22 protein-coding genes are annotated in these 22,806 nt (G+C 53.1%); 11 read left to right on the top strand and 11 right to left on the bottom strand.

Annotation, left to right across the window (positions count from 1 at the left end; all coding sequences use genetic code 11):
* The 7 genes from QLH52_RS15235 to QLH52_RS15205 form a co-directional block, all read right to left on the bottom strand.
* On the bottom strand, positions 1-771 hold the full coding sequence (locus QLH52_RS15235; protein ID WP_319962134.1) for an RDD family protein: 771 nt from the start codon (positions 769-771) through the stop codon (positions 1-3).
* Between the two features lie 52 nt (positions 772-823).
* Positions 824-2,122 carry a DUF58 domain-containing protein gene (locus tag QLH52_RS15230; RefSeq protein ID WP_319962133.1) on the bottom strand — a complete coding sequence of 433 codons (1,299 nt, stop codon included), beginning with the start codon at positions 2,120-2,122 and terminating at the stop codon, positions 824-826.
* Positions 2,122-3,090: an AAA family ATPase gene (locus QLH52_RS15225; protein ID WP_101052847.1), complete on the bottom strand. Its 969-nt coding sequence runs from the start codon at positions 3,088-3,090 to the stop codon at positions 2,122-2,124. Before QLH52_RS15225 ends, QLH52_RS15230 begins: the two co-directional genes overlap by 1 nt.
* Positions 3,087-4,382 (bottom strand): DUF4350 domain-containing protein, encoded by a 1,296-nt coding sequence (locus QLH52_RS15220; RefSeq protein ID WP_101052845.1) that lies wholly within the window; start codon positions 4,380-4,382, stop codon positions 3,087-3,089. Before QLH52_RS15220 ends, QLH52_RS15225 begins: the two co-directional genes overlap by 4 nt.
* Positions 4,379-5,260, bottom strand: coding sequence for a DUF4129 domain-containing protein (locus QLH52_RS15215; RefSeq protein ID WP_101052843.1), 882 nt, complete (start codon positions 5,258-5,260; stop codon positions 4,379-4,381). Before QLH52_RS15215 ends, QLH52_RS15220 begins: the two co-directional genes overlap by 4 nt.
* Entirely contained in the window at positions 5,260-6,027 is a 768-nt protein-coding gene (locus QLH52_RS15210; protein ID WP_101052841.1) for a YciC family protein, read from the bottom strand. Before QLH52_RS15210 ends, QLH52_RS15215 begins: the two co-directional genes overlap by 1 nt.
* 311 nt (positions 6,028-6,338) lie before the next feature.
* Entirely contained in the window at positions 6,339-6,989 is a 651-nt protein-coding gene (locus tag QLH52_RS15205; protein ID WP_033156937.1) for a glutathione S-transferase family protein, read from the bottom strand.
* 115 nt (positions 6,990-7,104) lie between these two features.
* Here QLH52_RS15205 and QLH52_RS15200 point away from each other — a divergent pair, with 115 nt between their 5' ends.
* Entirely contained in the window at positions 7,105-7,677 is a 573-nt protein-coding gene (locus QLH52_RS15200) for a TetR/AcrR family transcriptional regulator (RefSeq protein WP_319962132.1), read from the top strand.
* Between the two features lie 115 nt (positions 7,678-7,792).
* Positions 7,793-9,274 (top strand): oligosaccharide flippase family protein, encoded by a 1,482-nt coding sequence (locus QLH52_RS15195; RefSeq protein WP_319962131.1) that lies wholly within the window; start codon positions 7,793-7,795, stop codon positions 9,272-9,274.
* Here the strand turns inward: QLH52_RS15195 and QLH52_RS15190 are convergent.
* Both QLH52_RS15190 and ribF read right to left on the bottom strand, forming a co-directional pair.
* Positions 9,271-9,501: a DUF1289 domain-containing protein gene (locus tag QLH52_RS15190; protein WP_319962130.1), complete on the bottom strand. Its 231-nt coding sequence runs from the start codon at positions 9,499-9,501 to the stop codon at positions 9,271-9,273. The genes QLH52_RS15195 and QLH52_RS15190 overlap by 4 nt on opposite strands.
* Entirely contained in the window at positions 9,498-10,442 is a 945-nt protein-coding gene (gene ribF, locus QLH52_RS15185; protein WP_319962128.1) for a bifunctional riboflavin kinase/FAD synthetase, read from the bottom strand. The genes QLH52_RS15190 and ribF overlap by 4 nt, the downstream gene beginning before the upstream one ends.
* Before the next feature lie 156 nt (positions 10,443-10,598).
* On the opposite strand from ribF, the gene QLH52_RS15180 reads away from it, so the two are divergent.
* A complete protein-coding gene (locus tag QLH52_RS15180; protein ID WP_171697127.1) occupies positions 10,599-11,189 on the top strand; it encodes an LOG family protein in 591 nt (196 codons plus the stop codon).
* 101 nt (positions 11,190-11,290) lie between these two features.
* Positions 11,291-12,190 carry a PilZ domain-containing protein gene (locus QLH52_RS15175; protein WP_319962127.1) on the top strand — a complete coding sequence of 300 codons (900 nt, stop codon included), beginning with the start codon at positions 11,291-11,293 and terminating at the stop codon, positions 12,188-12,190.
* Positions 12,191-12,251: 61 nt separating this feature from the next.
* Here QLH52_RS15175 and QLH52_RS15170 read toward each other — a convergent pair whose 3' ends face one another.
* Positions 12,252-12,608 (bottom strand): hypothetical protein, encoded by a 357-nt coding sequence (locus QLH52_RS15170; RefSeq protein WP_319962126.1) that lies wholly within the window; start codon positions 12,606-12,608, stop codon positions 12,252-12,254.
* Between the two features lie 391 nt (positions 12,609-12,999).
* Here QLH52_RS15170 and QLH52_RS15165 point away from each other — a divergent pair, with 391 nt between their 5' ends.
* The 4 genes from QLH52_RS15165 to QLH52_RS15150 are packed head-to-tail and all read left to right on the top strand — an operon-like array spanning position 13,000 to position 17,005.
* On the top strand, positions 13,000-13,992 hold the full coding sequence (locus QLH52_RS15165; protein ID WP_319962192.1) for an SPL family radical SAM protein: 993 nt from the start codon (positions 13,000-13,002) through the stop codon (positions 13,990-13,992).
* Entirely contained in the window at positions 13,980-14,693 is a 714-nt protein-coding gene (locus QLH52_RS15160; protein WP_319962125.1) for an SDR family oxidoreductase, read from the top strand. The genes QLH52_RS15165 and QLH52_RS15160 overlap by 13 nt, the downstream gene beginning before the upstream one ends.
* A 6-nt stretch (positions 14,694-14,699) precedes the next feature.
* Positions 14,700-16,304, top strand: coding sequence for an NAD-binding protein (locus tag QLH52_RS15155; protein WP_319962124.1), 1,605 nt, complete (start codon positions 14,700-14,702; stop codon positions 16,302-16,304).
* Complete coding sequence (locus QLH52_RS15150) at positions 16,301-17,005, top strand: potassium channel family protein (protein ID WP_033156927.1); 705 nt, start codon at positions 16,301-16,303, stop codon at positions 17,003-17,005. The genes QLH52_RS15155 and QLH52_RS15150 overlap by 4 nt, the downstream gene beginning before the upstream one ends.
* A 28-nt stretch (positions 17,006-17,033) precedes the next feature.
* Here the strand turns inward: QLH52_RS15150 and QLH52_RS15145 are convergent, their stop codons facing one another.
* Complete coding sequence (locus QLH52_RS15145; protein ID WP_033156926.1) at positions 17,034-18,254, bottom strand: potassium/proton antiporter; 1,221 nt, start codon at positions 18,252-18,254, stop codon at positions 17,034-17,036.
* A 321-nt stretch (positions 18,255-18,575) separates the two neighbouring features.
* Between QLH52_RS15145 and QLH52_RS15140 the strand changes: the two genes are divergently transcribed.
* From QLH52_RS15140 to QLH52_RS15130, 3 genes are all read left to right on the top strand, one after another.
* The gene (locus QLH52_RS15140) at positions 18,576-19,529 is read left to right on the top strand and encodes a universal stress protein (protein WP_319962123.1); all 954 of its coding nucleotides are present in this window, start codon (positions 18,576-18,578) and stop codon (positions 19,527-19,529) included.
* 70 nt (positions 19,530-19,599) lie between these two features.
* Positions 19,600-20,097, top strand: coding sequence for a disulfide bond formation protein B (locus QLH52_RS15135; RefSeq protein WP_319962122.1), 498 nt, complete (start codon positions 19,600-19,602; stop codon positions 20,095-20,097).
* Positions 20,098-20,528: 431 nt separating this feature from the next.
* Complete coding sequence (locus QLH52_RS15130) at positions 20,529-22,736, top strand: primosomal protein N' (protein WP_319962121.1); 2,208 nt, start codon at positions 20,529-20,531, stop codon at positions 22,734-22,736.
* The last annotated feature ends 70 nt before the right edge of the window (positions 22,737-22,806 follow it).

The raw sequence follows: 22,806 nt of genomic DNA, 5'->3' as shown, positions 1-22,806 counted from the left end.
TCAGGGTTCGCTTAACAAGCTTTTCAGAGCCCGTTTTAAGACCTGTTCTTGCGTCTGTTTGCCATTTGCTTCAGGAATGTCGCGGCCGATTCGGCTTAAAAATTGTGTGGCGAACAAGATCCGGCGTTCGGAGGCCAGTTCGTCCCAGCGTTTCAACAAATCCAGCAGCAGAGTCTGATCGTCGCCGCTTAAACGGGAATGCAGGGTTAACGTGGAAATTTGCTGCAAGGAATGGGTCTTGTCGACGTTGTCATACACCAGTACCAAGCCCGCCGCTAAATCCCCGATCCGCTGGCGCTTGCCGGTGAAGGCGACAGCCACCAAGCCGAGAAAATAAAAGCCGGGTAGCGAGTCGATCAGGCGAAACACATTGCGCAACAACAGCGCGCCTATGCCGGGGGTATGCCCTTGTAAATCCACCAAACGAACACCGGTCATGCGCTTGCCCGGCGTTCGTCCGGCCATCAGGATTTCCAGCACCGGGTGATACAAAAAATATATCAGCAGTGTCGGTAAGATTAAAACCAGGCCGGTGTAGCCGGGATGTCCCGCTTTAAACACGTTGCGCATTTCTTCCCAGTTAAAGAACGCCAAGCCGCAGATCGCTACCCAGCTAATCGCCAACAACAGTCGTATATGCCAATCGATGACGAAGGCATAGGTACATGCGCCCATTCCGGCAATTTCCAACTGGTAATCCATACCGTCTGCCGATTGTATGTGCAGATAATCCTGGAACGAACCGGGTTTATTCAGGGGGTTATTCATCATCTTATTAAAAACAGGTCAGTTGTTTACACAGGTTGGTACCGGGTATTTAACATCAGGCTGCCGCGATGGTGTCGCGCTTGTTCCGGTAATAAGCCAGTATCCGCCGGTCCAGATTCTGTGCGGTGGCGCTGGTTACCGCTACCCCACTGCCCTGTAAACGCTTGCGGGTCAACTCGCGGCCGCGCAGGTATTCGAGAATGGCGAATTTCCGATAAGGGTCCTGCCAGTAGACCCCGTTTTGTTTCAGATCGTCGCCAATCGCCGGCTCATCGACTGTGGCGACCAGGACTTGATGTTTGGTGGAAAGTAATTTCCCGGCTTGAACCAACTGCAAAGCGGCTTCCGGCTGTTCCAGTTCGGTCAGGAAAATCACCAGACCGCGCCGTTTCAGCAGTTGCTTGACCTCCAGTGCGGCATTCAGGGCATTGCCGTTCTCGTTAAACACTGTGAGCCGGCTCAACAGCTGACGTATGGCCCGGACCGAGTTCATGCCGCCGGCCATCGGCGTTTTATCGACAGTTTGTTGGGCGTAGGCCAGACAGGCGATCCGGTCGCCTTGGTAGCTGGCAAATTCCGTCAATTTGGCGGCGACATTGATGTAATGATGTAAGCGGTCCATGTGTTCGCTTTGCAGGCGGCTGCTCAAACCGCAATCGATCAGCACCGCAATTTCCAGCAAATGTTCGCGCTCGAAATGCCGCACCATGGGCTTGCCGCGCCGGGCCGTGGCCTTCCAGTCTATGCTGCGCAAGGAATCGCCGCGCCGATACTCGCTTAAATCCAAAAACTCGACGCCGCTACTGCGAGCCTGGGCACTGCCGCGGCTACCAAGCTGCTGCATGCCGGACAGGTCTACAAAGTTGTTCAGCCGGGCGGGTTCTATCCGCATGGCGATGTCGTCGTCTATCCGCCGCGTCCACCAGCACAAGCCGAACGCGCCCAGCTGTTTTACATACAAACTGCCCAAGGAGGTGCCGCCCAAGCGGGTGGGCGTAATCGAAAACTGCCGGCTTTGGGTTTCATGCGCGCCCAGTAGCCAACGCTGCAGCGAGTTGTCGCCGACAATGGCGGCAGGGTAGTCGCTTTGGGTTTCGAAGCGGACCTTGGAACCGGCCCGGTTGCAGACTTGAATGCTGTAGTCGACTGACTCGCCCAGTGCCAAAGTGGGCGGAACTTGCCTGTGCAACTCGATATTGTCCGTCAACCTGAAGCGTTCCCAAGCCATCAGCGTTATCAGCAAGGCCGCCGGCCATCGCCAGAAACCTTGCAGCGGCTCGCCACTCCAGATTCCGATGATGGCTAGCAGAATAATCAAGCCGGCCAGCAGCAGTGTCAAACGCGATATTGACATTATTTCGCTTCCGCACTGCGGGGAACGGCGACCTGATTTTCGATTTCCCGGTAGATTTGGATGGCGGAGTAACCTTCCAGCATGGCTTCGGAACTGAGCAGTAAACGATGCCCGACTACCAGCGGCGCGACCGCTTTGATGTCATCGGGGATCAGGAAATCGCGGCCGTCCAGCACCGCTTCCACCCGTGCGCAGCGCATCACGGCAAGTGCGCCGCGGGTCGACAGGCCCAGGCTTAAACGCGGATGGTTACGGCTGGCTTCCGCCAGCATGATGGCATAATGGTACAAACAGTCTTCAACGTGAACAGCGGCGGCCTCTTGGCGCGCTTGCCGCAGCAGCGTTTCCGGCAGGGCTTGGATTTGTTGCAACGCCGTGCTGTGCCCGCCGCCCGGTTTATCGTAGTGCCTGAGCACCGCCACCTCCGCCGGCAGTTGCGGATAGTTAATGTCCAGACGCACCAAAAAGCGATCCAGTTGCGATTCCAGCAAGGGATAAACGCCCTCGAAATCGAAGGGGTTTTGAGCGGCAATCAGAAAAAAGTTTTCTGCTAGCGGATAGGTTTTTCTATCCAGCGTCACCAGTTTTTCTTCCATTGCTTGCAACAATGCCGATTGGGTCTTGGGGCCGGCGCGGTTGATTTCATCAACCAGCACCACTTCGTTAAACAAGGGGCCGGGGACGAATTCGAAACTGTTAGCCTCGGTGTTGAAGATATGCAGGCCGGTAATATCGGACGGCATCAGATCGGCGGTGCCTTGGATGCGCCCGAAACTGCCGCTCATCAATTGCGCCAGTGATTTGGCCAACAGGGTTTTCCCCAGGCCCGGCGCACCTTCCAGCAGCACATGGCCGTCGGCAATCCAGGCGACGACCAAGCCGTGCAGCACCTCATCCATGCCGAATACCACCTTGCCTATTTGTTGCCGCAGGTGGAGATTCAAATTTTGCGCTGCGTTGTTGCTCATAGCGTGACTGTCCTGATGTAAGTAATAGTGTTGGATAAACGCAGTAATGAAAGACGTTGTTTGGCTAACGCCCGTTTTAGTAGTGTGATCTGATCGTTGCTTACCCGGCTATGCTGTTCCAGCCAAAGCCAGACTTCCGCTTCGCTGCGCATTCCCCGCCGAGCATGAATATCCGCCAGCAGATGCTTGACCAGGGCCTCGGCCAATACAGGCTGGTTCAGGCGGCGCGCGAAAAATTCGGCGTTAACCTTGATGAAGTCCCGGGTGGATAGTTGACTGCCGGCTTGGCGCACCGGCGCCAGGCGGCTGGTGTAGCCGGCCACGTAAAGCAGCCAGAATATGCCAAAGCACCACAAGGTTTGATGTAGCCGTTGGTCTTTAAAAAAGTGCTCGGGATCGTACAGTTCGGACAAGCCGAAATGGTAATCGTCGAACAACAATCGGCCTGCCGGCGCCAGCGATTGCTTGAGCAAATTGCCGATAAACCGGGCGTTGTCTGCTTGCCCCAACCGCTGGTTACTAAACAAATCCGGGGTCAGCAGCAACACGATCCGGCCGGCGCCGGCATTCATCCACCAGGCGGTGGTGAGATGGCTATCGCGCTCGGACAGCAAGCGCAGCGAGAGATTCTCAGGTTCGCTGCCGCTCAGCGTCCATGCGGCTTTTAACAAGTCTGCCGAGGTTTGGGTCTGTAGGCTGGTGACGCCCTGCAGCAGAGGGTGCGAGGATTGAGCAAGCAATTGGCTGTCTTGAGGGAGAGCGCCTTTGAGGCTGTTTTGTAGGGTGTTTAGGGTACTTTGCAGGGTTTTATCCGTCTGTGTTTCCGGGGTGTTTGGCTCGTCTTGTTGATCTGCGGAATCCAGGATCCAGTCGTAGCGTGACAAAAGTTCCTTAACATCGCAAAAGCAATTCTCGGCAGCGGCCCAGCCCGGGTGTTGATACACGGCGCCTAGAACGATCAGCGTGTTGCCTTGCTCCAGCCAGTCCGCCAGCGCCGGCCACTCCGTTTCTCGGATTTCTTTGGAAGCTGGCATGCTGGCAATCAGCACATTGCCGCGCTCCGGAAGGGTTTTGTCCTTATGCAGATCGCTGTAGCGTTTGCGAAAACTGACGACATTCAGTCCTTCGCGTTGTAGCCAGGTAAAAAGCCCTTTCAGACCATCTGCTCCGCGGTCTTCGCTGGTCGGTAGCGATAGCGGCTTTTGCGCATCGGGATGGCGCGGCGACAACAACAAAATCACCAGCGCCAATGCCGCCAGTGCGGTTAGAAGGGTAATCAGGCGTTCTTTCATGAGCGCAAATTGCCCAATAGCGCCTGCACCTCGCGCCGGTAATTGCCGACCAAGTCCGCATCAACAGGGCGATGGCCGTAAAGCAAGGGTTCGGCTTGGCGGACCAAACGGGAAAATGCCGAATCCGCTTGTCGGGCTTGTTGTTGAAAATGACTAACGAGTTGCCGATGGGTCAGGCTGGGGTCGGCCGGAAGCAGTTGGCGCTGGATTAGTGCGTTTATCAGTTGCGCCAGCAATGCGCCGATTTGCTCTTGCGGTGTTAAGGTCTTAATCGCCGGATGCGAAGCCGATGATTGCGTTTCAGCCAGCTTACCGGCGGGAGTGACGGGCTGGCGCTTGCCGGAAAATTTGCGAAAAACCCCGGCCTGATACAACTCGCTAATCACCAGCCAGGCCGATAGTGCCAGCAATAAGGCAATCGACACGTAGATGATAATCTCTGCCGCTTGTTGCGATGGCTTCAAGGCCGCCAGCCAGCGCTGCAACTGCTGGTATTGGTCTTCATGGTCCGCCGGCTTGAGGCTATTCAGCCAGTTCAGGACGGCTTGCCACCAATTCGCTTGCGAGTCGTCGGTTGGCGTGATCAAAATTTCAGCTAACAATAGCGTCAGGCCTTCCTGGCGGATGGTCCCAGAATTATTCAGGCTGTCGGCTAAAAGCGCCAGTTGCGTGGCGCTAACGTCGGCAGTTAATGGTGGATCGAAACTGGTCAGCAGGCCCTGGTTTGCCAATTCCTTGAACAGAGCCGGACAGTGTTTTTTTATATCTAGCTGTTGCCCGGATTGTTGCCGGGCAAGGTTCAGGCAGGCTTGTAAGCTGTTGTCTTGCGCCTGGGATGAGCCGGCCAGACACAACAGCAGTAAAGCAGCAAACCGCATTATCTGCCTAGGCGAGAGGCAAGGTCGCTGCCCGATTTACGCAACTTTAAGTCGTGAAACTGCACGTAACCCAGCGCGAAAAAATAGGGCATGAAAAACACCGACAATAAATTCATCAAAATCTGCATCAAGACTTGATTGTCTGCCGGCGCCAGAAAAGCCATCAAAAACCCCAGCGCAAACATCACTGCCATCCAGATGATCATCGGTACGGTAAAGATTGTCGCAGTCCGCCACCAATGTCCCCAAACCAAAGAGTGGCTGGCTCTAAGAGCTCTATAGCCGCCAAGGCCGTCGATGACGATGAAATAGAGATAAAACATCAGCGATAAGGTCAAGATCAAGCCCGGTATCAGTAGCAGGATATAGCCCACGATTATCACAACCATGTACAGGAACGCGGCGAGGAACATAGAGGGAAAGGCTCTGAATCCGGCCGTTATCGCTTCGGAAAAACTGTCTTCCCGTTCATTGGTCAGATTATCCAAGCGGTAAATAAGGGCGGCATAGAGCACGAAAGACACCAAGGAGAAAACAATGACAAACGCTAATATCAGTAACAGGTTCTCAGACAATAATTCCAGCGCCGCAGTCTGTGGTGCGGCCGGATCGGGCTGCAAAGTCGCAGTCAGCAAACCCATGGCGATATACAGCACGGCAAGTATTGAAAGAATGCCCCATAGTCTGCTGAAGCAGGCCGAGTAAAGTTTGATACTGGCATCCAAAATTTTCGCAATACTGGCGGGTTCAGTGGCTAATAGTCGCATGAGTAAATTCCTAAATTGAAGGTTGCGGAGCTTGGCTCCCGCTAAATGTTCGAAAACAAATTGTGATAGCCGTTAGGAAGCGAAGTATAGACAATTAATTCTGAATTGGTCTATGCGTAAATGTCCTGAATAGCAGGCGCCGAAGCCCTAGCACAGCAGGGACTCCACTCGGTCGGTCCGCCTTGACTGATTTGATCGGAATACGCAAATCACTATGGAGTGGCCGCCGGCATCATTACGCCGACGGCTTAATGCCAGAAAGTGATAAGAGGGTCTTGTGCTAAATCACCTGAGGAATAGCAGAGCGGGGACTATTTATTCCGAAAAAAGGCTTCTAACGCCTTTGCCCGGTCGGCACCGACGATTTGCGCGTGCGGCCGGCTTTCGATCAGTTGTATATAAGCTTCAATGCCCGGAATATGCGTATTCACCAAGTTCTCGCCGTAGATTTTTTGGGTGGCAAAACCCACCAATTGCAGATGCGGCCAGGCTACGATGTCTGCCGTACTGAAACGGTCGCCCAGGGCATAGGGCGATAATTTCAGCAGTTTGGCTAAGCCCTTTAATCCGGTATCGAGCTTGGCTCTGACTTCGTCCTTGGTTTCTGCCGATACGGTGTTGCCGAACAGAAACTCCCCATACAGGCGGCGCGCAATCAGTTCGACGTTCAATTCAAGATGTTGGATAAACTCCCGGCATTTGCCGCGCTCATAAGCATCGGCCGGATACAGCGGATGTTCCGGAAATGCATCTTCCAGATACTCCAGTATCGCTTGCGATTCGGATAGATAACCGTCGCTGGTTTTGATGAACGGGACTTTTCCCAGCGGGGATCGTTGCAACAAATCCTCGCTCTGGCTGGGTGGGGTAAACTCTTCGATGAATGCTATATCCTTTTCCATCAACGCAAATTTGACTTTGTTGTAATAGTTGCTGATTGCCACGCCGTACAAAGTAATCATCGAATAATCTCCAGTAGTTGAATTAAAGACTGCGCTATAACAGACCGGTCAGTCTATTGAAATAATACATACCGGTCTGTATAGTTGCAAGCTGTTTTTTCCAGGTACTTAAATTATGGCCCGTAATCTCCAAGATCACATTTTGCAAACTGCCTCTGCGTTGTTTTACAGCCAAGGCATCAAGGCCACCGGTGTCGATGCAATAGTAAAAGCCGCCGGCACCACCAAAATGAGTCTGTATAAGTACTTTCCGTCAAAAGACGATCTAGTCTTGGCGCATCTAAGCAAAAGCCGGGAGGCCATGCTGAATCGTATCCTTATCGGTATGGAACAGCGCGCCAGCGAACCCAAGCAAAAGTTGCTGGCGGTGTTTGCGGTATTCGATGAATTATCATCCAGCCCGGAGTTTCGTGGCTGCCCGTTTATCAATGCCGCTGCCGAATTTGCCGAGGCCGCCAATCCTGTTCAACGGGCCGCCGCCGAGTTTTCCGACACCTTTCAACAAGTATTGACAGATTTAGCCCGACAAGCCGGCGCGCGGGATCCGGAAGCACTGTCCCAACAATTGGCAATGCTGATTTCCGGGGCCATGGTTAGCGAACAGAGACGCCGAGAATCCGGGGCAATGCGCACCGCCGCCGCCGCAGCGAAAGTCCTGATCGAGCAAAGTTTAGCCTGCGCAGAATAAACGTAACCCGGGCAGCTGGCTGTGTCGTATAGAGCGGTAAGCCGGCAACTACCTTACAATATGGCTACCTTAGGCCTCACCCGGAGGTCCCATCATTCTTTGGACTTAAGCGCATTTGAGCTCACTACGCCAACTCGTCTCCCAAACCGCCATCTACGGTCTCAGCAGCATCGTCGGCCGTTTTTTGAATTATCTGCTGGTGCCGCTGTACACCTACACCTTCAGCGCCGGCGAATACGGCGTGGTCTCCGAGTTTTACGCCTATGCCGGATTTTTTGCGGTGTTGTTGGTGCTAGGTTTGGAGACCGGTTATTTCCGCTTTCGGCAGCGGCCGGAGTTTAGCGGCGATGAGGTTTACCGCGGCGCTTTAAGCTTTTTGCTGATCGCCAATCTCGGCTTCATCGCGGCAATCTACTATTGGCAACAGCCATTGGCCGACTGGCTGCAATATCCGCGACATCCGGAGTATTTGCTGTGGTTCGGTTGGATTCTGGCGCTGGATGCCCTGTCGGCACTGCCGTTTGCCCGATTGCGCGCCGAGAACCGGGCCTGGCGTTTCGCCGGCATCAAAATGACCGAGATATTCATCGCCATCGGCTTGAATCTTTTGTTTTTGCTGGTCTGGCCGAAGCTGAATACTTTATGGCCGGATAGCGAGCTGGCCGCTTATTACGACCCTAAACTGGGCGTGGGTTACATATTTTTAGCCAATCTGGCCGCCAGTGTTTGCAAGCTGCTGCTGTTACTGCCGCAATTTCGCGCGGTGCGCTTCCAGCTCGACCCGCGCGTGCTCAGGCCCATGCTGCGTTACTCGCTGCCCATGGTCATCATCGGCTTTGCCGGCATGGTCAACGAAATGCTGGATAGGGCGATTCTGAAAGTCTTGCTGCCTTACGATTTACCCACCAACCTGAAGATGCTGGGCATTTACGGCGCCTGCTACAAGCTGTCGATTTTGATGAGTTTGTTCGTGCAGGCCTTTCGCTACGCCGGCGAACCGTTTTTCTTTTCCTATGCCGGCCGCGCAGACGCCAAACGCGCTTATGCACTAGTGATGCAGTATTTTGTGATTGCCGGAGTGTTTATTTTTTTAGTGGTGATGCTGTTCATCGACCTGTTCAAATATTTTATCGGCGAGGAGTATCGAGTGGGCCTGGAGGTGGTGCCGATATTACTGATGGCTAATTTGCTGCTGGGGATCTATGTCAATCTGTCAGTCTGGTACAAACTGAGCGACCGCACCGGCTTGGGCGCCTGGGTATCGCTGGCCGGAGCAGGTCTGACGATTGTTTTGAATATCTGCTGGATACCGGTTTGGGGCTATGTCGGCTCGGCGTGGGCAACGCTGGCTTGTTATTTGTTTATGGTGGTTTGCTCTTGGGCTTTGGGCCGGCACTATTATCCGGTGAGCTATCCGCTCTTCAAGATCACCGGTTATTTTGCATTGGGTTTGGCGCTATATTTTGCCAACCGCTACGTGTTGGATAGCTATCAGGTGAATGTCTGGCTGGCCGGTAGCCTGGGCTTGTCTACGTATATAGGCATTGCGGCTTGGCTGGATGTCAGGCCGATATTACAAAGGCGGCGTAGCGCTTAAGCTTTCGGCAACTGTTCGACATAAGCAGACCTCAACCGAGTGGCCTGCAAAATCTTGCTACGCCGCTCGGCAGCCTGCTGCAAAAACAGTTCGCGAGTCTGCGTATCCGCGCTAGACCACAGGCGGATTTCATCCAGTGAGCGGTAACAGCCCAAGCAAATATCGTCGTCGTTCAGACAACAGTTACGGACACAAGGCGATGCCGGGAAGTTTGCGGAGTTAATCATTTCATGTCCAATGTTTCACTGAAAAACTGCTGAGCCTGTTCGACATCCCGGCTGATTTGCAGTTTCAATTCGCTCAGCGAGGCAAAACGGATTTCGTCGCGCAGCTTCTTTTTAAAATGCACTTCCACGTAATGCCCATAAATGTCTTGATTGAAGTTGAATAAATGCGTTTCCAAGACCACTTTAGCGCCACCGTCGAAGGTGGGGCGGGTGCCGACATTGGCGACCCCTTGGTACTCGTTGCCATTCAAGCCGGTCATCGTCACCGCGAATACGCCGACGACGGGGGTATTCTTTCTAAACATTCTGACATTGGCCGTAGGAAAGCCCAACTCCCTGCCGCGCTTGTCGCCGTGCGCCACCCGGCCGCAGACCGAATAATCCCGGCCCAGCATCAGCGTGGCCTGCGCCAATTGGCCTTCGCCCAGGGCATCGCGAATCAGCGTGCTGCTGACTCGCAAACCGGCCAGCTCGAAAGAATGGCTATCTTCCACCGCAAAACCATACTCCTGACCGCGATGCTGCAACAGCGCAAAATTGCCGCGCCGCGCCTTACCAAAGTGAAAATCGTCCCCGACCACCAAATGCTTGACGCGCAAGCGCTCGACCAAAATATCGCGAATGAAATGCTCCGCATCGCAATCGGCCAGGCTGCGGTTAAAGGGTAAAACCAGTAATTCGTCGACCGGTAATTTAGCAAACTGAATGGTTTTTTCGCGCAACCGGGTCAGTCTGGATGGCGCATGGTCGCCGAGGAAATACTCCAACGGTTGAGGTTCAAAGACCATTGCCACCGTTGGCAAATTCAACCGCCGGCCATGCTCGGCCAGCTTTTCGATGACCAACTTGTGCCCAAGATGCAGACCGTCGAAGTTGCCTATGGTCAACACGCAGCCGTCACGTAACGGCTCAAGATGATTCAAACCCCTAATTAAGCGCATGATGGCTGTCTGACTAAAAAGCCTAATTCTATCAGTAACAGCCCTTGAGCGAACATGCCGGCAGTTGCCCGTGCATGAGGCGGCAGTAAAATTCGTCTTGCCGCGTCATGGTTTTCCACCGAATATAAGCCACCGTAATTCTCCGGCATACCCGACATGACAACGATAAACAGCATTTGCATCTATTGCGGTTCCAGTCCCGGCCGGCTTGATGCGTATAGCGAGGCCGCGCGGGCGCTGGCCCAAGCCCTGGTCAGCCGCAACATCCGCTTGATTTATGGCGGCGCCGGGATTGGCATCATGGGCACGGTGGCGGATCAGGTGTTAAAGCTCGGCGGCCAAGCCATTGGTGTTATTCCCAAAGCCTTGGCGCACAAGGAGGTCGCCCATCCCAATCTCACCGAATTACACGTTACCCAATCCATGCACGAGCGAAAAATGCTGATGGCCGAACTGGCGGACGGCTTTATCGCTCTACCCGGCGGCATCGGCACGCTTGAAGAATTATTCGAGATTTGGACCTGGGCGCAGCTGGGTTTTCATCAAAAGCCCTGCGGCGTATTAAATGTGGCGGGCTATTACGATGCCTTGATTAATTTCCTGGACCACGTCGCGGCGGAACAATTCGTCAAACCGCATCATCGCGACATGTTGATGGTCGAGTCCGATCCAAATTTGTTACTGGACCGCTATGTCAATTACCAGCCGCCCGCCGTAAAACAGTGGGTCAGTAAAGACGACACCTGAGCAATCGCGCCAGTCTGCGTCAGGGCTATTTTTATGCAGATTGAGAGTTTACGGTCTTGGACTATCATCGACAGTACGTAACAGGCGATTTTTAGGGTTTGATGAATATGGCTAAGGTAAACGGCAAGAAATTGAATCGCAGAGTGGCTTTTCGCATCCACGAGCAAGCCAATCTGTTCTATCGCAAGCTTGATCATGATGGACAAATGCAAGCGCCGGAAAATTTCCATGATTTACTCGGCAACAGCAATCCGCCCGATACCGTCTCGCCTCAAGCGCTACCCGATTCGCAAAGCAGGGAAAACGACACGCTCAACGTCAGTATCAGCGCCAGCGGTATCGCCTTTACTGCGCAAGAGCCGCTGCAAACCGGCGATTATCTAATGCTGCGAATATTGCTGTTATCCAATATGACCGCAATCATGACCTGCTGTAAGGTGGTGTATTGCAAGCCCAGCAACCCTTACGAAAACGACCGTTATCCGTATTTAATCGGCGCCCAATTCGTCAATTTGACGCCTGAAGACACGGCGCTGTTAAACAAGCATATCGACAAAACCAAAACACAACAGCGGGCCGTGAACGGCCTGCTGTTAAGCCTGGTCTTATTAATTCTGGCAATGCCGGATGCCGCATTCGGGCTGCTAATGGGCTTGATCCATCATGTTATCGAAGTGGTTTTGCATGTGGCGCACTTGATGTTCGAGTATGCCGAATACAATCTGGATCATGTCATAGAACACGCATTCCATACCGATACGCATACTACCCAAGTCATCGTTTTTTACATTCTGTGTACGCTAGGCCTGGTTGGCTTGTACTTCATTTGGCGCATTATTCCCCGTCATTGTCGGCGGGCCGGCAATAGCCTGATAGCCTTCTGGTGCCGCAAAAAAGCCAGTTGTCTTTATTTTTGGAGCCAGCAAGCGCTGGTGGATAAGATCAAGATTGTCGGAATCGGCGTTATAGCTGTGAGCGGCTATGCCTATTTTGGGATGTAGGGGCTATGGTTTGCCCCTGAATTAGGCTGGACCGACATAACAGCCCAGCCCTGTTCAAGCCTTACAGCGCTTTATACAGTTCTATAGTCTTGGTCAATTCTTCAGTGGCTTTAGCTACGTTACCGGCTTTAGACTGGATCTGTCCTTGCATCAAAGAGGCGTGAGCTTTTTTCGCTGCTTCGGAGGTGTCGGCAATCGCTTCGGAACTGGTTCTGGCGGCTTTCAGATGAATCTGCGCAGCGGAGAAATCGCTTTTGCTCACTTCAACCAGTGCTTTTTCGATGTGAGCGATAATGCCTGCGGCGCCTGATTGTGCTGCTGCAACTGGCGCTTCTTCAGCAGCAAAGGCACAAACGTTGACCAGACTCAAAGATGCTGCGAATGACAGCGTTAAAACTGCTTTTGTAAATAATTTCATTAAGTAGATTTTGTGTGATGGTTAATAGGTCCAATGCCCTAAAAAACACGTCATCACAGAATAGATTTTTTGCACCGGCAACTTATAAGTCTAAGTTCGTCGTGAAGTAGCACCGGTACAGCACCCTTTGCCATATAGCCGGCAAAAGGCTTGAAGCAAATCCATGCTGATGGGAAGTATCTTTTTTCCTACTGGGTCCAATTGAAAAACGTTATTGTTTTTCAGGAGCCATCATAACGGATTTAGCATGCCGGCAACGGACCATTTGCGCCGGGCAGTTGCGACAAGTGGCCGCAACGCGCGGATTTGCAGTTTTATCGGGCGTAAGCTGGCGCCCCGTCGCCGGCAATCATTTATAATGCTCTCCCGCCTTTTGCCGCATTCAGCCACCATGATAGACACGCTATACATCGAATCCGCTATCGAGCAGCACCCGCGCGTAGCGACGATTCGGCGGCGTTTTCCGCAAGCACGGACAGTGGTTTGCGAGCGATACGGCGAGGTGTTTAATCCCAAGGCGCAAAACTTTCGCTTACAAAAGCAACATCCGGCCCTGATCCTGGCGGAAAAATACCAAAAGTTCGTGTTGCCCGCGCCGGCTGGCTATGGCATCGGCGGGCAGCGTAATTATTACTTTTCGCACATGCTCAATTGCTTGTACGACTGCCGTTACTGTTTTTTACAGGGCATGTACCAGTCAGCCAATTATGTGTTGTTTGTGAATTACGAGGACTTTCAGGAGCAGATTCGCCAGACCTGTCTGCAAACGCCCGATCAGGATGTGTATTTTTTCTCGGGTTACGATTGCGACAGCTTGGCTTTTGAACCGGTCACCGATTTTGCCGAACAGTTTTTGCCGGTGTTTGCCGAATTACCCAATGCCTGGCTGGAACTGCGTACCAAGAGCACGCAAATCAGAAGCTTGTTAAATCGGGAGGTGGTGCCGCGTTGCTTGGTGGCATTTAGCCTGTCGCCGGATGCGGTAGCAGATAAAGTGGAAGCCAAAGCACCGAATGTGGCCAAGCGCATCGAAGCCGCCGCTAAATTACAGCAACAAGGCTGGCAAATCGGTTTGCGTTTCGATCCGTTGATTTATCAGCACGATTATCGGCAGCAATACCGGGCTTTGTTCGAGCAAGTCTTTGCGGCCATCGATGCCCAAGCCCTGCACTCTGTCAGTCTGGGGGTGTTTCGTTTGCCGGAACAATATTTCAAAAAAATGCATAAGCTATATCCGGATGAAAAATTGTTCGCCAGCCCGCTGCAAACTGCGTCCGGCATGGTGTCTTACCGCGCCGATCTGGAACAGGCGATGATGGCCGATTGTGCGCAAATGCTGCTGGAATACATTCCGCACAGCGCTTATTTCCCATGCACACTGTAAAGCGCACGGTACTGGTGACTGGCGCCAGTTCCGGCATCGGTCGGGCGATTGCCCGGCAATTGCTGACGCAGGGGCATCACGTGATTGGCACATCGCGCGACTGTCGGAAGTTTTCCAAACATCACCCTCATTTTATCGGCCGCGAGCTGGATCTAGCGCAATTGGCCGACCTGCCGCCGTTTGCCAAGCAGCTGCAAAGCGATTTCCCGGCCTTGGATACGGTGGTATTTGCCGCCGGTTACGGTCAATTCGGCGGTTTGGAGCAGTTTTCCTACGCGCAAATCGAGACGCTGATGACCGTCAACTTTACCGCCCAAGCCTATCTGACGCGGGCGTTGTTACCGAAACTGAAGCAAAAAGCCCATGCCAACCTGGTGTATATCGGCTCGGAAGCCGCGTTAAAAGGCAGCCGCAACGGCAGCATCTATTGCGCCAGCAAATTTGCCTTACGCGGCTTCAGCCAGGCCTTGCGTGACGAATGCGGCAAAAGCCCGGTGCGGGTGTCCTTGGTCAACCCGGGCATGGTCGATACCGCGTTTTTTGATGCATTGTCGTTCGCGCCCGGCAAACAGTCCGGCCAGGCCTTGCTGGCGGAGGACATTGCCGACGCGGTGTCTTATATCCTGCAAGCCGGCCCGCATTGCGTCATCGACGAAATCAATTTAAACCCCTCCAGCAAAGTGATCGAATTTAAGAAATAACCCCAGATGCTAGCCAAACTCATCGTTTATTGCGCTTATTACCTCAAATCCGCCGACGGGTATCGCAGAGCCAAGCTGTTTTTTTACGATCTGTTAGAAAACAGCCATAGCCGCAAAAAAAAATATTTCGACGCGACGATGATCGGCTTGCTGATTTTGAGCGTGATTTTTCTGATTTACGACATCGAACACGAAGACAGCAAGATGGGCGGTTATTTCGAGCTGGCGATTTTGATGGTATTCATCGTCGAATATCTGGTCAGGGGCTGGATTTATTCGGACACCTATAAAGTCATTATCGAGGAATACGAGAAAGCACTGTATTTGAATCTGAATTTCAATCTGCTCAGGGTGTTTCGCAAAGCCTTTGTCAGGGATATTGAGTACATCACCTCGCCGTTTGCGATTATCGATATTCTGGCCATTTTGCCCAGCTACCGGCCGTTGGCGATCCTGCGTATTTTCATCATATTCCGGCTGTTCAAGTTATTTCGTTACTCCAATAGCGCCAAATTGTTCGCCGACGCTTTGGCCAGCAAACGCTTCGAATTGATGACCTTGCTGATCTTCACCTGTTTTTTGGTGTTTATCGCCAGCGTGTCGATTTATATGTTTGAGTATCAGGCCACCGATAGCGGCATCCATAATTTATTCGACGCCTTTTATTGGACCATTGTTACCTTGGCGACGGTCGGCTTTGGCGACATCACCCCGCAGACCACCGGTGGGCGCTGGGTGACGATTTTTTTGATATTGGCCAGCTTGGGTGTGTTGTCGTTCTTCACGTCCATTTTGATTGCCGCCTTCAGCGAGAAAATGCTGTCGGTGCGTGAATCCAGAACCTACGCCGAACTGGACCGCTATGACAATTTCATCATCATTTGCGGTTTTGGCCGGGTAGGGCAGGAAATTGCCCGGCATTTACACAACGACAGACAAAAATTTTTAATCATCGATAGGGTGCCGGCGCGGATTGATTTGGCCAAGAAACGCGGTTATCTGGCGATAGAAAGCGATGCCAGTAACAATGAAGTGTTGATCAACGCCGGTATTTGCCGCGGTGCCAGTGCCATCCTGTGCATCACCGGCGACGATGTGATTAACGTCTACGTGACCTTAACCAGCCGGCACTTGAATAAAAACCTGCGCATAATTTCCCGTGCCAATCGGCATGACAACGTCAATAAGCTCTACCAGGCCGGCGCTGATAACGTCATCAGGCCGTTTGAGATTGCCGGATTGCTGGCGGCGGAATTTGTCGGTCAGCCCGTTGCTTTCGAGGCCATCTCCGGCATTTTGCATAATCAAACCGAGACGGTGATGGAGTCGGTATTGGTCAGCGAAAAGTCGCCGCTGGATAATCAAAAAATCGGCCAACTGGATTTGCAGCAGCGTAAGCTCACCTTGTTGGGAGTGATCAGCGACAATCCGATTCATCTGAAACACAAGAATAAATACCAGGTGAATCAGCAACATTTTTATTTCAATCCGGAAGTGGACTTTATCCTGCGGCACGGCGACATGCTGGTGTTATTGGGCCGTAAGTACGGTATCGATCATTTTCGGGATCAGGTGGAACAGCGCCGTTTATTCAGCAGGCATCCCAAATGAAAAACATCGCCGTATTCGGTTACAACCGGCTGTCGTTCGAGGCCATTAGCCGGCTGGACAAAGAGCTATATCAAATCACCGTGATCGATCACGATCCGGCCAAAGCGGCGCTGGCGCGGGAAAACGGCTTCGAAACCGCCAATATCGATTTCCGTAGCGACGACGATTTGAAGCTGATCGGCATTGGTGCGCATATCGATACGCTGTTTTGCTTTTTCGACACGGACTCGGAAAATGTATTTCTGACGCTATCAGCGCGGGCACTGGATAAGGCGTTGAATATCGTGGCGATTGTCGACAGTCCGGAGTCGGCGGAAAAACTGATAGCGGCGGGCGCCAACAAGATTATCGACCCGTATGAAATCTGCGGGCGCAAAATTCACGATATGCTGAAGCGACCGGATATCAATGATATTTTCGATCACACCGTATTCGGCAGACACGATTTGCATCTGGCCGAGGTGGCGATTCCGGAAAACAGCTATCTGGAGAATGCCCACGTCAGCCAGCTGCATTTAAGTTCGCAGTACAATTTGATACTGATCGGTATCGTCAATAAACAAGTCAGCGAACGCCTGCATTTTGTGGCGGAGGAATTTGATCGCCGTTTGAGTGTTGGCGATATATTGGTGATTTTGGGGCCCTCGCGGGAGATTAGAGCGTTTAAGAAAGACGTTGAAAATGAGTTTTGTAAAATCTAGCCGGCACTTGGACTGCGCCCTGCCGATTTTATTTTTTCTCTGCCAATCCCAGCCAACGCGCCAAAGCTGCTAGCGAAAACCCCTGAATCAACACCGACATCACCACAATAAAACTGATCAGGACAAAAATCTCCCCGGCTTCTTTGATGCCGGCCGCCAACGGGAACGTTGCCAGTACGATAGGTACGGAACCGCGCAAACCCACCCAGGAAACCAGCAGCTTTTCCTTAAAACTGATCTTGGCCCACAGTAAACTGATGAAGACGCTGACCGGGCGGGCTACAAACATCAGAAACAAACTGATCGCCACGGCCACACTGGCCAAGGACGACAATTCGGCGCGATAGGGTACCGACAGCATGCCCAAGGTTAAAAACATAATGATCTGCATCAGCCAGGCGAAGCTGTCATGGAAGGCATTGATGTAATGGTGGTGGGTAACCTCCCGGTTCCCGGCCACAATGCCGGCCACGTAAACCGCCAGAAAACCATTGCCATGCATGAATGTAGCGCCGCTATACGTCAGCAGCACCAATGCTATGGAGGCGATGGCATACAAGCCGGCCGAGCTTAAGCCCATGTGATTCAGCAACCAGACCATGAAACGCCCGCCGCCATAACCCACGGCCACACCGATTAACAGTTGCATAACCAAAAACATGCCGCCTTCCAGAAAAGCCGATTCGGCCCCGGTCGCATAATTCAGCAAGGTAACAGTCAGTAGCACGGCCATCGGATCGTTGCTGCTGGATTCCAACTCAAGCAAAGGTTGCAACTTGCCCTTCAAAACAATGTGACTGGAGCGCAGCACGGAAAACACCGCGGCAGCATCCGTGGAAGAGACAATAGCGGCCAGCAACAGACCTTGAGTCAGCGTAATGCCATGAACGCCCAGCGAAAAGGTGCTGAATGAGCCGAGGATAAACCAAGCAAAGCTGCCTAACAGCAGCATCGTGATAAACACGCCCAGTGTGGAAAGGCATAACCCCTGCCATAACACCGGGCGAATATTGGGCCAATGCGAGTCCAGGCCGCCGGTAAATAAAATAAAAATCAATGCAAAATCGCCGATAAATTTTGCAATTTCCGGGCTATGCAGTTCCGGTCCGCCGAACTCGCCGATCAGCCAGCCGGTCAAGAGAAAAAACAGCAGCGAAGGAATGCCCACTTTGCTGGCCAGTTTGCTGGAAAACACGCTGATTAATAGCAGGCTGGCGCTAACTAGACTGACCAATTCAATGGAGGGCATGGGCGATTCTCTGTGATCAGGAATTTACGGTAGTTAAGATGTATGGGCAAATGAGCGGTCTTGCAAGCTTGAGCCGGCATGTTCGGTCCAAGCAAATCGTGTCTTACTTCCCACGTCGATTTGTGCCGTGCCGATAAACAGCGGCGATTGCCTCACTTGCCGTGACGCGGTAAAGTCTGAGGCCGGAGTGTAATTGCATGGCCCCGCTGAAAACGGAATTTTTTGGTACGGGACGCACATCCGCCGCCAAAGTGGCTTTCGATTGCCCGGACAATATAGCCGGAATATAAGCATTTCGGCTATTTATACGATCTCAACACCATGGCTATGAACCGATTCAAAAACATCCTGTATGTCGCCGAATTTGCCGTCGACCAGCGGAAGGCTATCGAGCGGGTGATCGCGTTGGCGGCAAACAATCAAGCCAGATTGACGTTTTTACAGGTCGTCGAACAACCGCGTCTGGGCGCTTTGCTTGAGCTTTATACGCCGGAGCAAATCGACAATCAGCTGCGCGAGCAGGAGCGCCAGAAGCTGGAAGCTTTACTGCTTGGCTACAGCAGCGTCAATCCCGTTGATGTGCAAATCCGGGTTGGCAGCCCGTTTATCGAAATCGTGCGCCAGACTCTGGATGGCGACCATGATTTGGTCATTAAATTGGCCGCCGACGACCATGGTATCCATGACCATTTGTTCGGCAGTACGGACATGCATTTGTTACGCAAATGTCCGCGCCCGGTCTGGTTGATGCGGCCGGAAGAAAAAACCAATTATGCCAAAATTATGGCCGCCGTCGATTTCGATCCCTGGTCCGCGGACGGGGCGGACGACGGTTTGAACCGCAGAATTTTGGAGCTCGCCAGTTCTGTCGCGCTCGCCGATTTCGCCGAACTGCATCTGGTACACGTTTGGGACTCCATGTTGAGCGCGTGGGCAGGCGAAATTCCGAGTAAAACCGTCGAAATGCAGATTGAAGCCGAAAGAGCCCGCTACCAGGCCGGGCTCGATGGCTTGGCCGCTAAATTAAGGCATTGGATAGGCGATGAGGCTTACAATTACTTATCGCCGAGGCTGCACTTGGTCAGAGGGAGTGCGCGGGACGATATTCCGGCTTTGGCGGCAAGATTGGACGTCAATTTACTGGTGATGGGAACGGTGGCGCGTACCGGCATCAAAGGTTTGATCATCGGCAACACTGCCGAAGTCATCCTTAACGGTATCCACTGTTCAGTGCTCGCAGTCAAGCCGGACGGTTTTGTTTCTCCTTTGGCATGAACAGGGTTTGAGCCAGCGTTTGCCCTAAACCGAAGTTTTGCAGCTTCCGTATTAATCCAAGACATAGAAAATGAATTTTTTAAAATTTAATCCACGTATTTGTTTTTTCCTGGGCTTTGCCGCCTGCGCTGGGCTGTTGGCGGTCGGTGCTTATTTGCAATTTGTCGAAGAGCTGGAGCCTTGCCCGCTGTGTATTTCGCAGCGCTTGGCCATTTTGGCGACAGGCGTGATTTTTTTAATCGCTGGTTTGCATAATCGCGGCCGCAAAATATACGCGCTGTGCAGTGCCGCCGCGGCGCTGATTGGCGCCAGCGTCTCGGCCCGGCATGTCTGGTTGCAACATCTGCCGCCCGAAGAGGTGCCGGAATGCAGTCCGGGGCTGGAATACGTGTTTCAACATTTCCCGCTGGCGGATACGATCAAATTGATGCTGACCGGCACCGGCGAATGCGCGAAAGTCGATTGGACCTTGCTGGGCCTGAGTATTCCGGCCTGGACCTTATTCGCGTTTTTGTTGTTGGCGGGTTGGGCGGGCCTACAGTTTTTTAACAATGCCGATGCCGTCTAGCCGCGCGATTGGCACGTTGCTTGGGGAGATTGTTCCTGGTGACAAAGCGGCTTCAGCCATGTCAAGAGTCGTCAGTGTCGGAACCCTGATTTTTTCGCGGCACCCAATTGTTGCAACTGCAGCAGTTACCGCGTCGAATCGATACAGCTTCGCAACAGGTTATGCACAAAAACGGCGCGTAGCCTGCATGGTATTTCGATAGCGCCTGCGATATTTAACACAGATTAATTTTTTGGCTAAGTCATTGATTTATAATTTGCAAATCAGCTGGCTTAAATTTGCACAATTTAACAAATGTGTAATAAAAACCGACACTAAGCGATTCTCTCAAAAGCCTATCCACAGAGTTATCCACAGCTTTTGTGGGTAACTCAGATTCCTCAATCCTGTTAAGTACTTAGCCGGCTAATATCAAAAAAAAATCACGAGACATGCCTAACTGTGACATCCCCGGCAATTTAATTTTGAAAGTTGCCGTGCCAGTTCCGCTGGACCGCTTATTCGATTATTTGCCGCCACTTGGCGTTAATGTGACCGAATTGCAAGCAGGTGTCAGAGTGTTGGTGCCCTTCGGTAAGCGCCAGCAGGTGGGGATTTTGCTGGCTGTCGCGGACAATTCCAGCGTCCGGATGGATAAACTCAAACCGGCTATCGCCGTTCTGGATACCCAGCCGCTATTGGCGGACACCGACATTCAGTTATTACGCTGGGCCAGCCGCTATTATCACCACCCGATTGGTGAAGTGCTGGCCGCGGCGTTTCCGGTGGCCTTGCGCCAAGGCCGGCCGGCTTTGCTGCAACGGCAGCCTTGCTTCGGCCTCAGCCCGCAGGGTCGGCTGGTTGCCCCGGAACAGTTACGCCGCGCACCCAAGCAACAAGCACTATTGGCTTTGTTGCAGGCCACCGGGAGTGCGATGACCGCTGCCGCGCTTAGCGCCTACAAGCCGGCGTTGAAAGCCTTGCTCGACAAGGGCTTGGTCACGGCGCACGAATCCGTTCCGGGCGGCGGATTAGCCGTCACTAAGAGCGTGTTACCGGCAAATCCCGACCAGCAGGCGGCTATCGATGCGGTCATCGCCAATCTGGGCCGCTTTGCCGTATCCTTGCTGGAGGGCGTGACCGGTAGCGGTAAGACGGAAGTGTATATGCAGATCATCGCCGAGGTGTTGGCGCAGGGCAAACAGGTGCTGGTTTTACTGCCGGAGATCAGCCTGACGCCGCAATTGGAGCAGCGTTTTCTAAAGCGTTTTGCCGTGAACCTGGTGTCCACGCATTCCAAGTTAACCGATAACCAGCGTTTGCAGGCCTGGCTGAGCATGCAACAAGGCCATGCCGCCATCATGCTCGGCACCCGGTCCGCGTTGTTTACGCCGCTGCCGCGCCCCGGCCTGATCATTCTCGATGAAGAGCACGACAGCTCGTTCAAACAACAGGAAGGCTTTCGCTTTTCCGCGCGGGACGTTGCCATTGCCAGAGCCAAGGGTTTGGGTATCCCGGTGTTATTGGGTTCGGCGACGCCGTCGCTGGAGAGCATGGCTAATGTCGCCCAGCACCGTTATCAATTGCTGCATTTGCCTAATCGAGCCGGTAACGCCACGGCCCCGAGTTTTCAGTTATTGGATATTCGTAATAAAAGAATGCAAGCCGGCCTGTCCGAGCCGCTGCTGGCGGAAATTCATGAGACACTGGCCAAAAAGCAACAAGCGCTGATTTTTCTCAATCGCCGCGGCTACGCGCCGGTGCAGATTTGCCATGGCTGCGGCTGGGTGTCGCGCTGCCGGCGTTGCGATGCCAATCTGGTGATTCACGCCGCCGACCGCTTGCTGCGCTGTCATCATTGCGGCAGCGAGCAGCCCTTGCCCAAGCAGTGCCCGGCCTGTAAAACCGGCGAATTACAGGCGCTGGGTCTGGGTACCGAACGTATCGAGCGGACCCTGGCAAGCTTGTTCCCGGACAAGGTGGTGATACGTTTGGACCGGGACACCACACAACGCAAAGGTTCGCTGGAACAATATCTGGAGCAGATTCACGATGGTGGGGTGGATATTATTCTCGGGACGCAAATGCTCGCCAAGGGCCACCATTTTCCGGGGGTGACGCTGGTCGCCATTCTGGATATAGACAGCGGCCTGTTCAGTATTGATTACCATGGCAGCGAGCGGCTGGCGCAATTGATCGTGCAGGTTGCCGGCCGCGCCGGCCGTGCCGACCAACCCGGCAAGGTTGTATTGCAAACCCGGCATCCGCAACATCCCTTGCTGGAGACCCTGCTAAGCAAAGGCTATCGGGCTTTCGCGCAAAGTGCGCTGCAGGAGCGGCGGCAGGCTGGTTTGCCACCCTTCGGCCATCAGGCCTTGCTACGGGTGCAAGCTGGCAAGGCCGAGGAACCGCAACAGTTTTTACAGGCGGTTTGTCAGAAAATCAGCGAGCTAAATCCCGGCAAAGTGCAGGTTCTGGGGCCGGTGACGGCACCGATGGCTAGGCGCGCAGGTTTATTCCGTTACCAGTTGTTGTTGCAGAGTCCGCAGCGTAAAGAATTGCACCATTTGCTGGACAATTTGTTGCCCGCCATTTATGCGTTGAAGGAAGCCAAAAAGGTGCGTTGGTCGCTGGATGTCGATCCGGTGGATTTGTACTAGCCTGATCCGCCAAAATCCGGCGATTTAGTCCGGTTTATGTAATAATTCCCGCCCTTTACGACGGACCGTA

This window comes from Methylomonas defluvii (assembly GCF_033949435.1).
Taxonomy (GTDB): Bacteria; Pseudomonadota; Gammaproteobacteria; order Methylococcales; family Methylomonadaceae; genus Methylomonas; species Methylomonas defluvii.
This window is presented reverse-complemented; position numbering and strand designations above follow the sequence as displayed.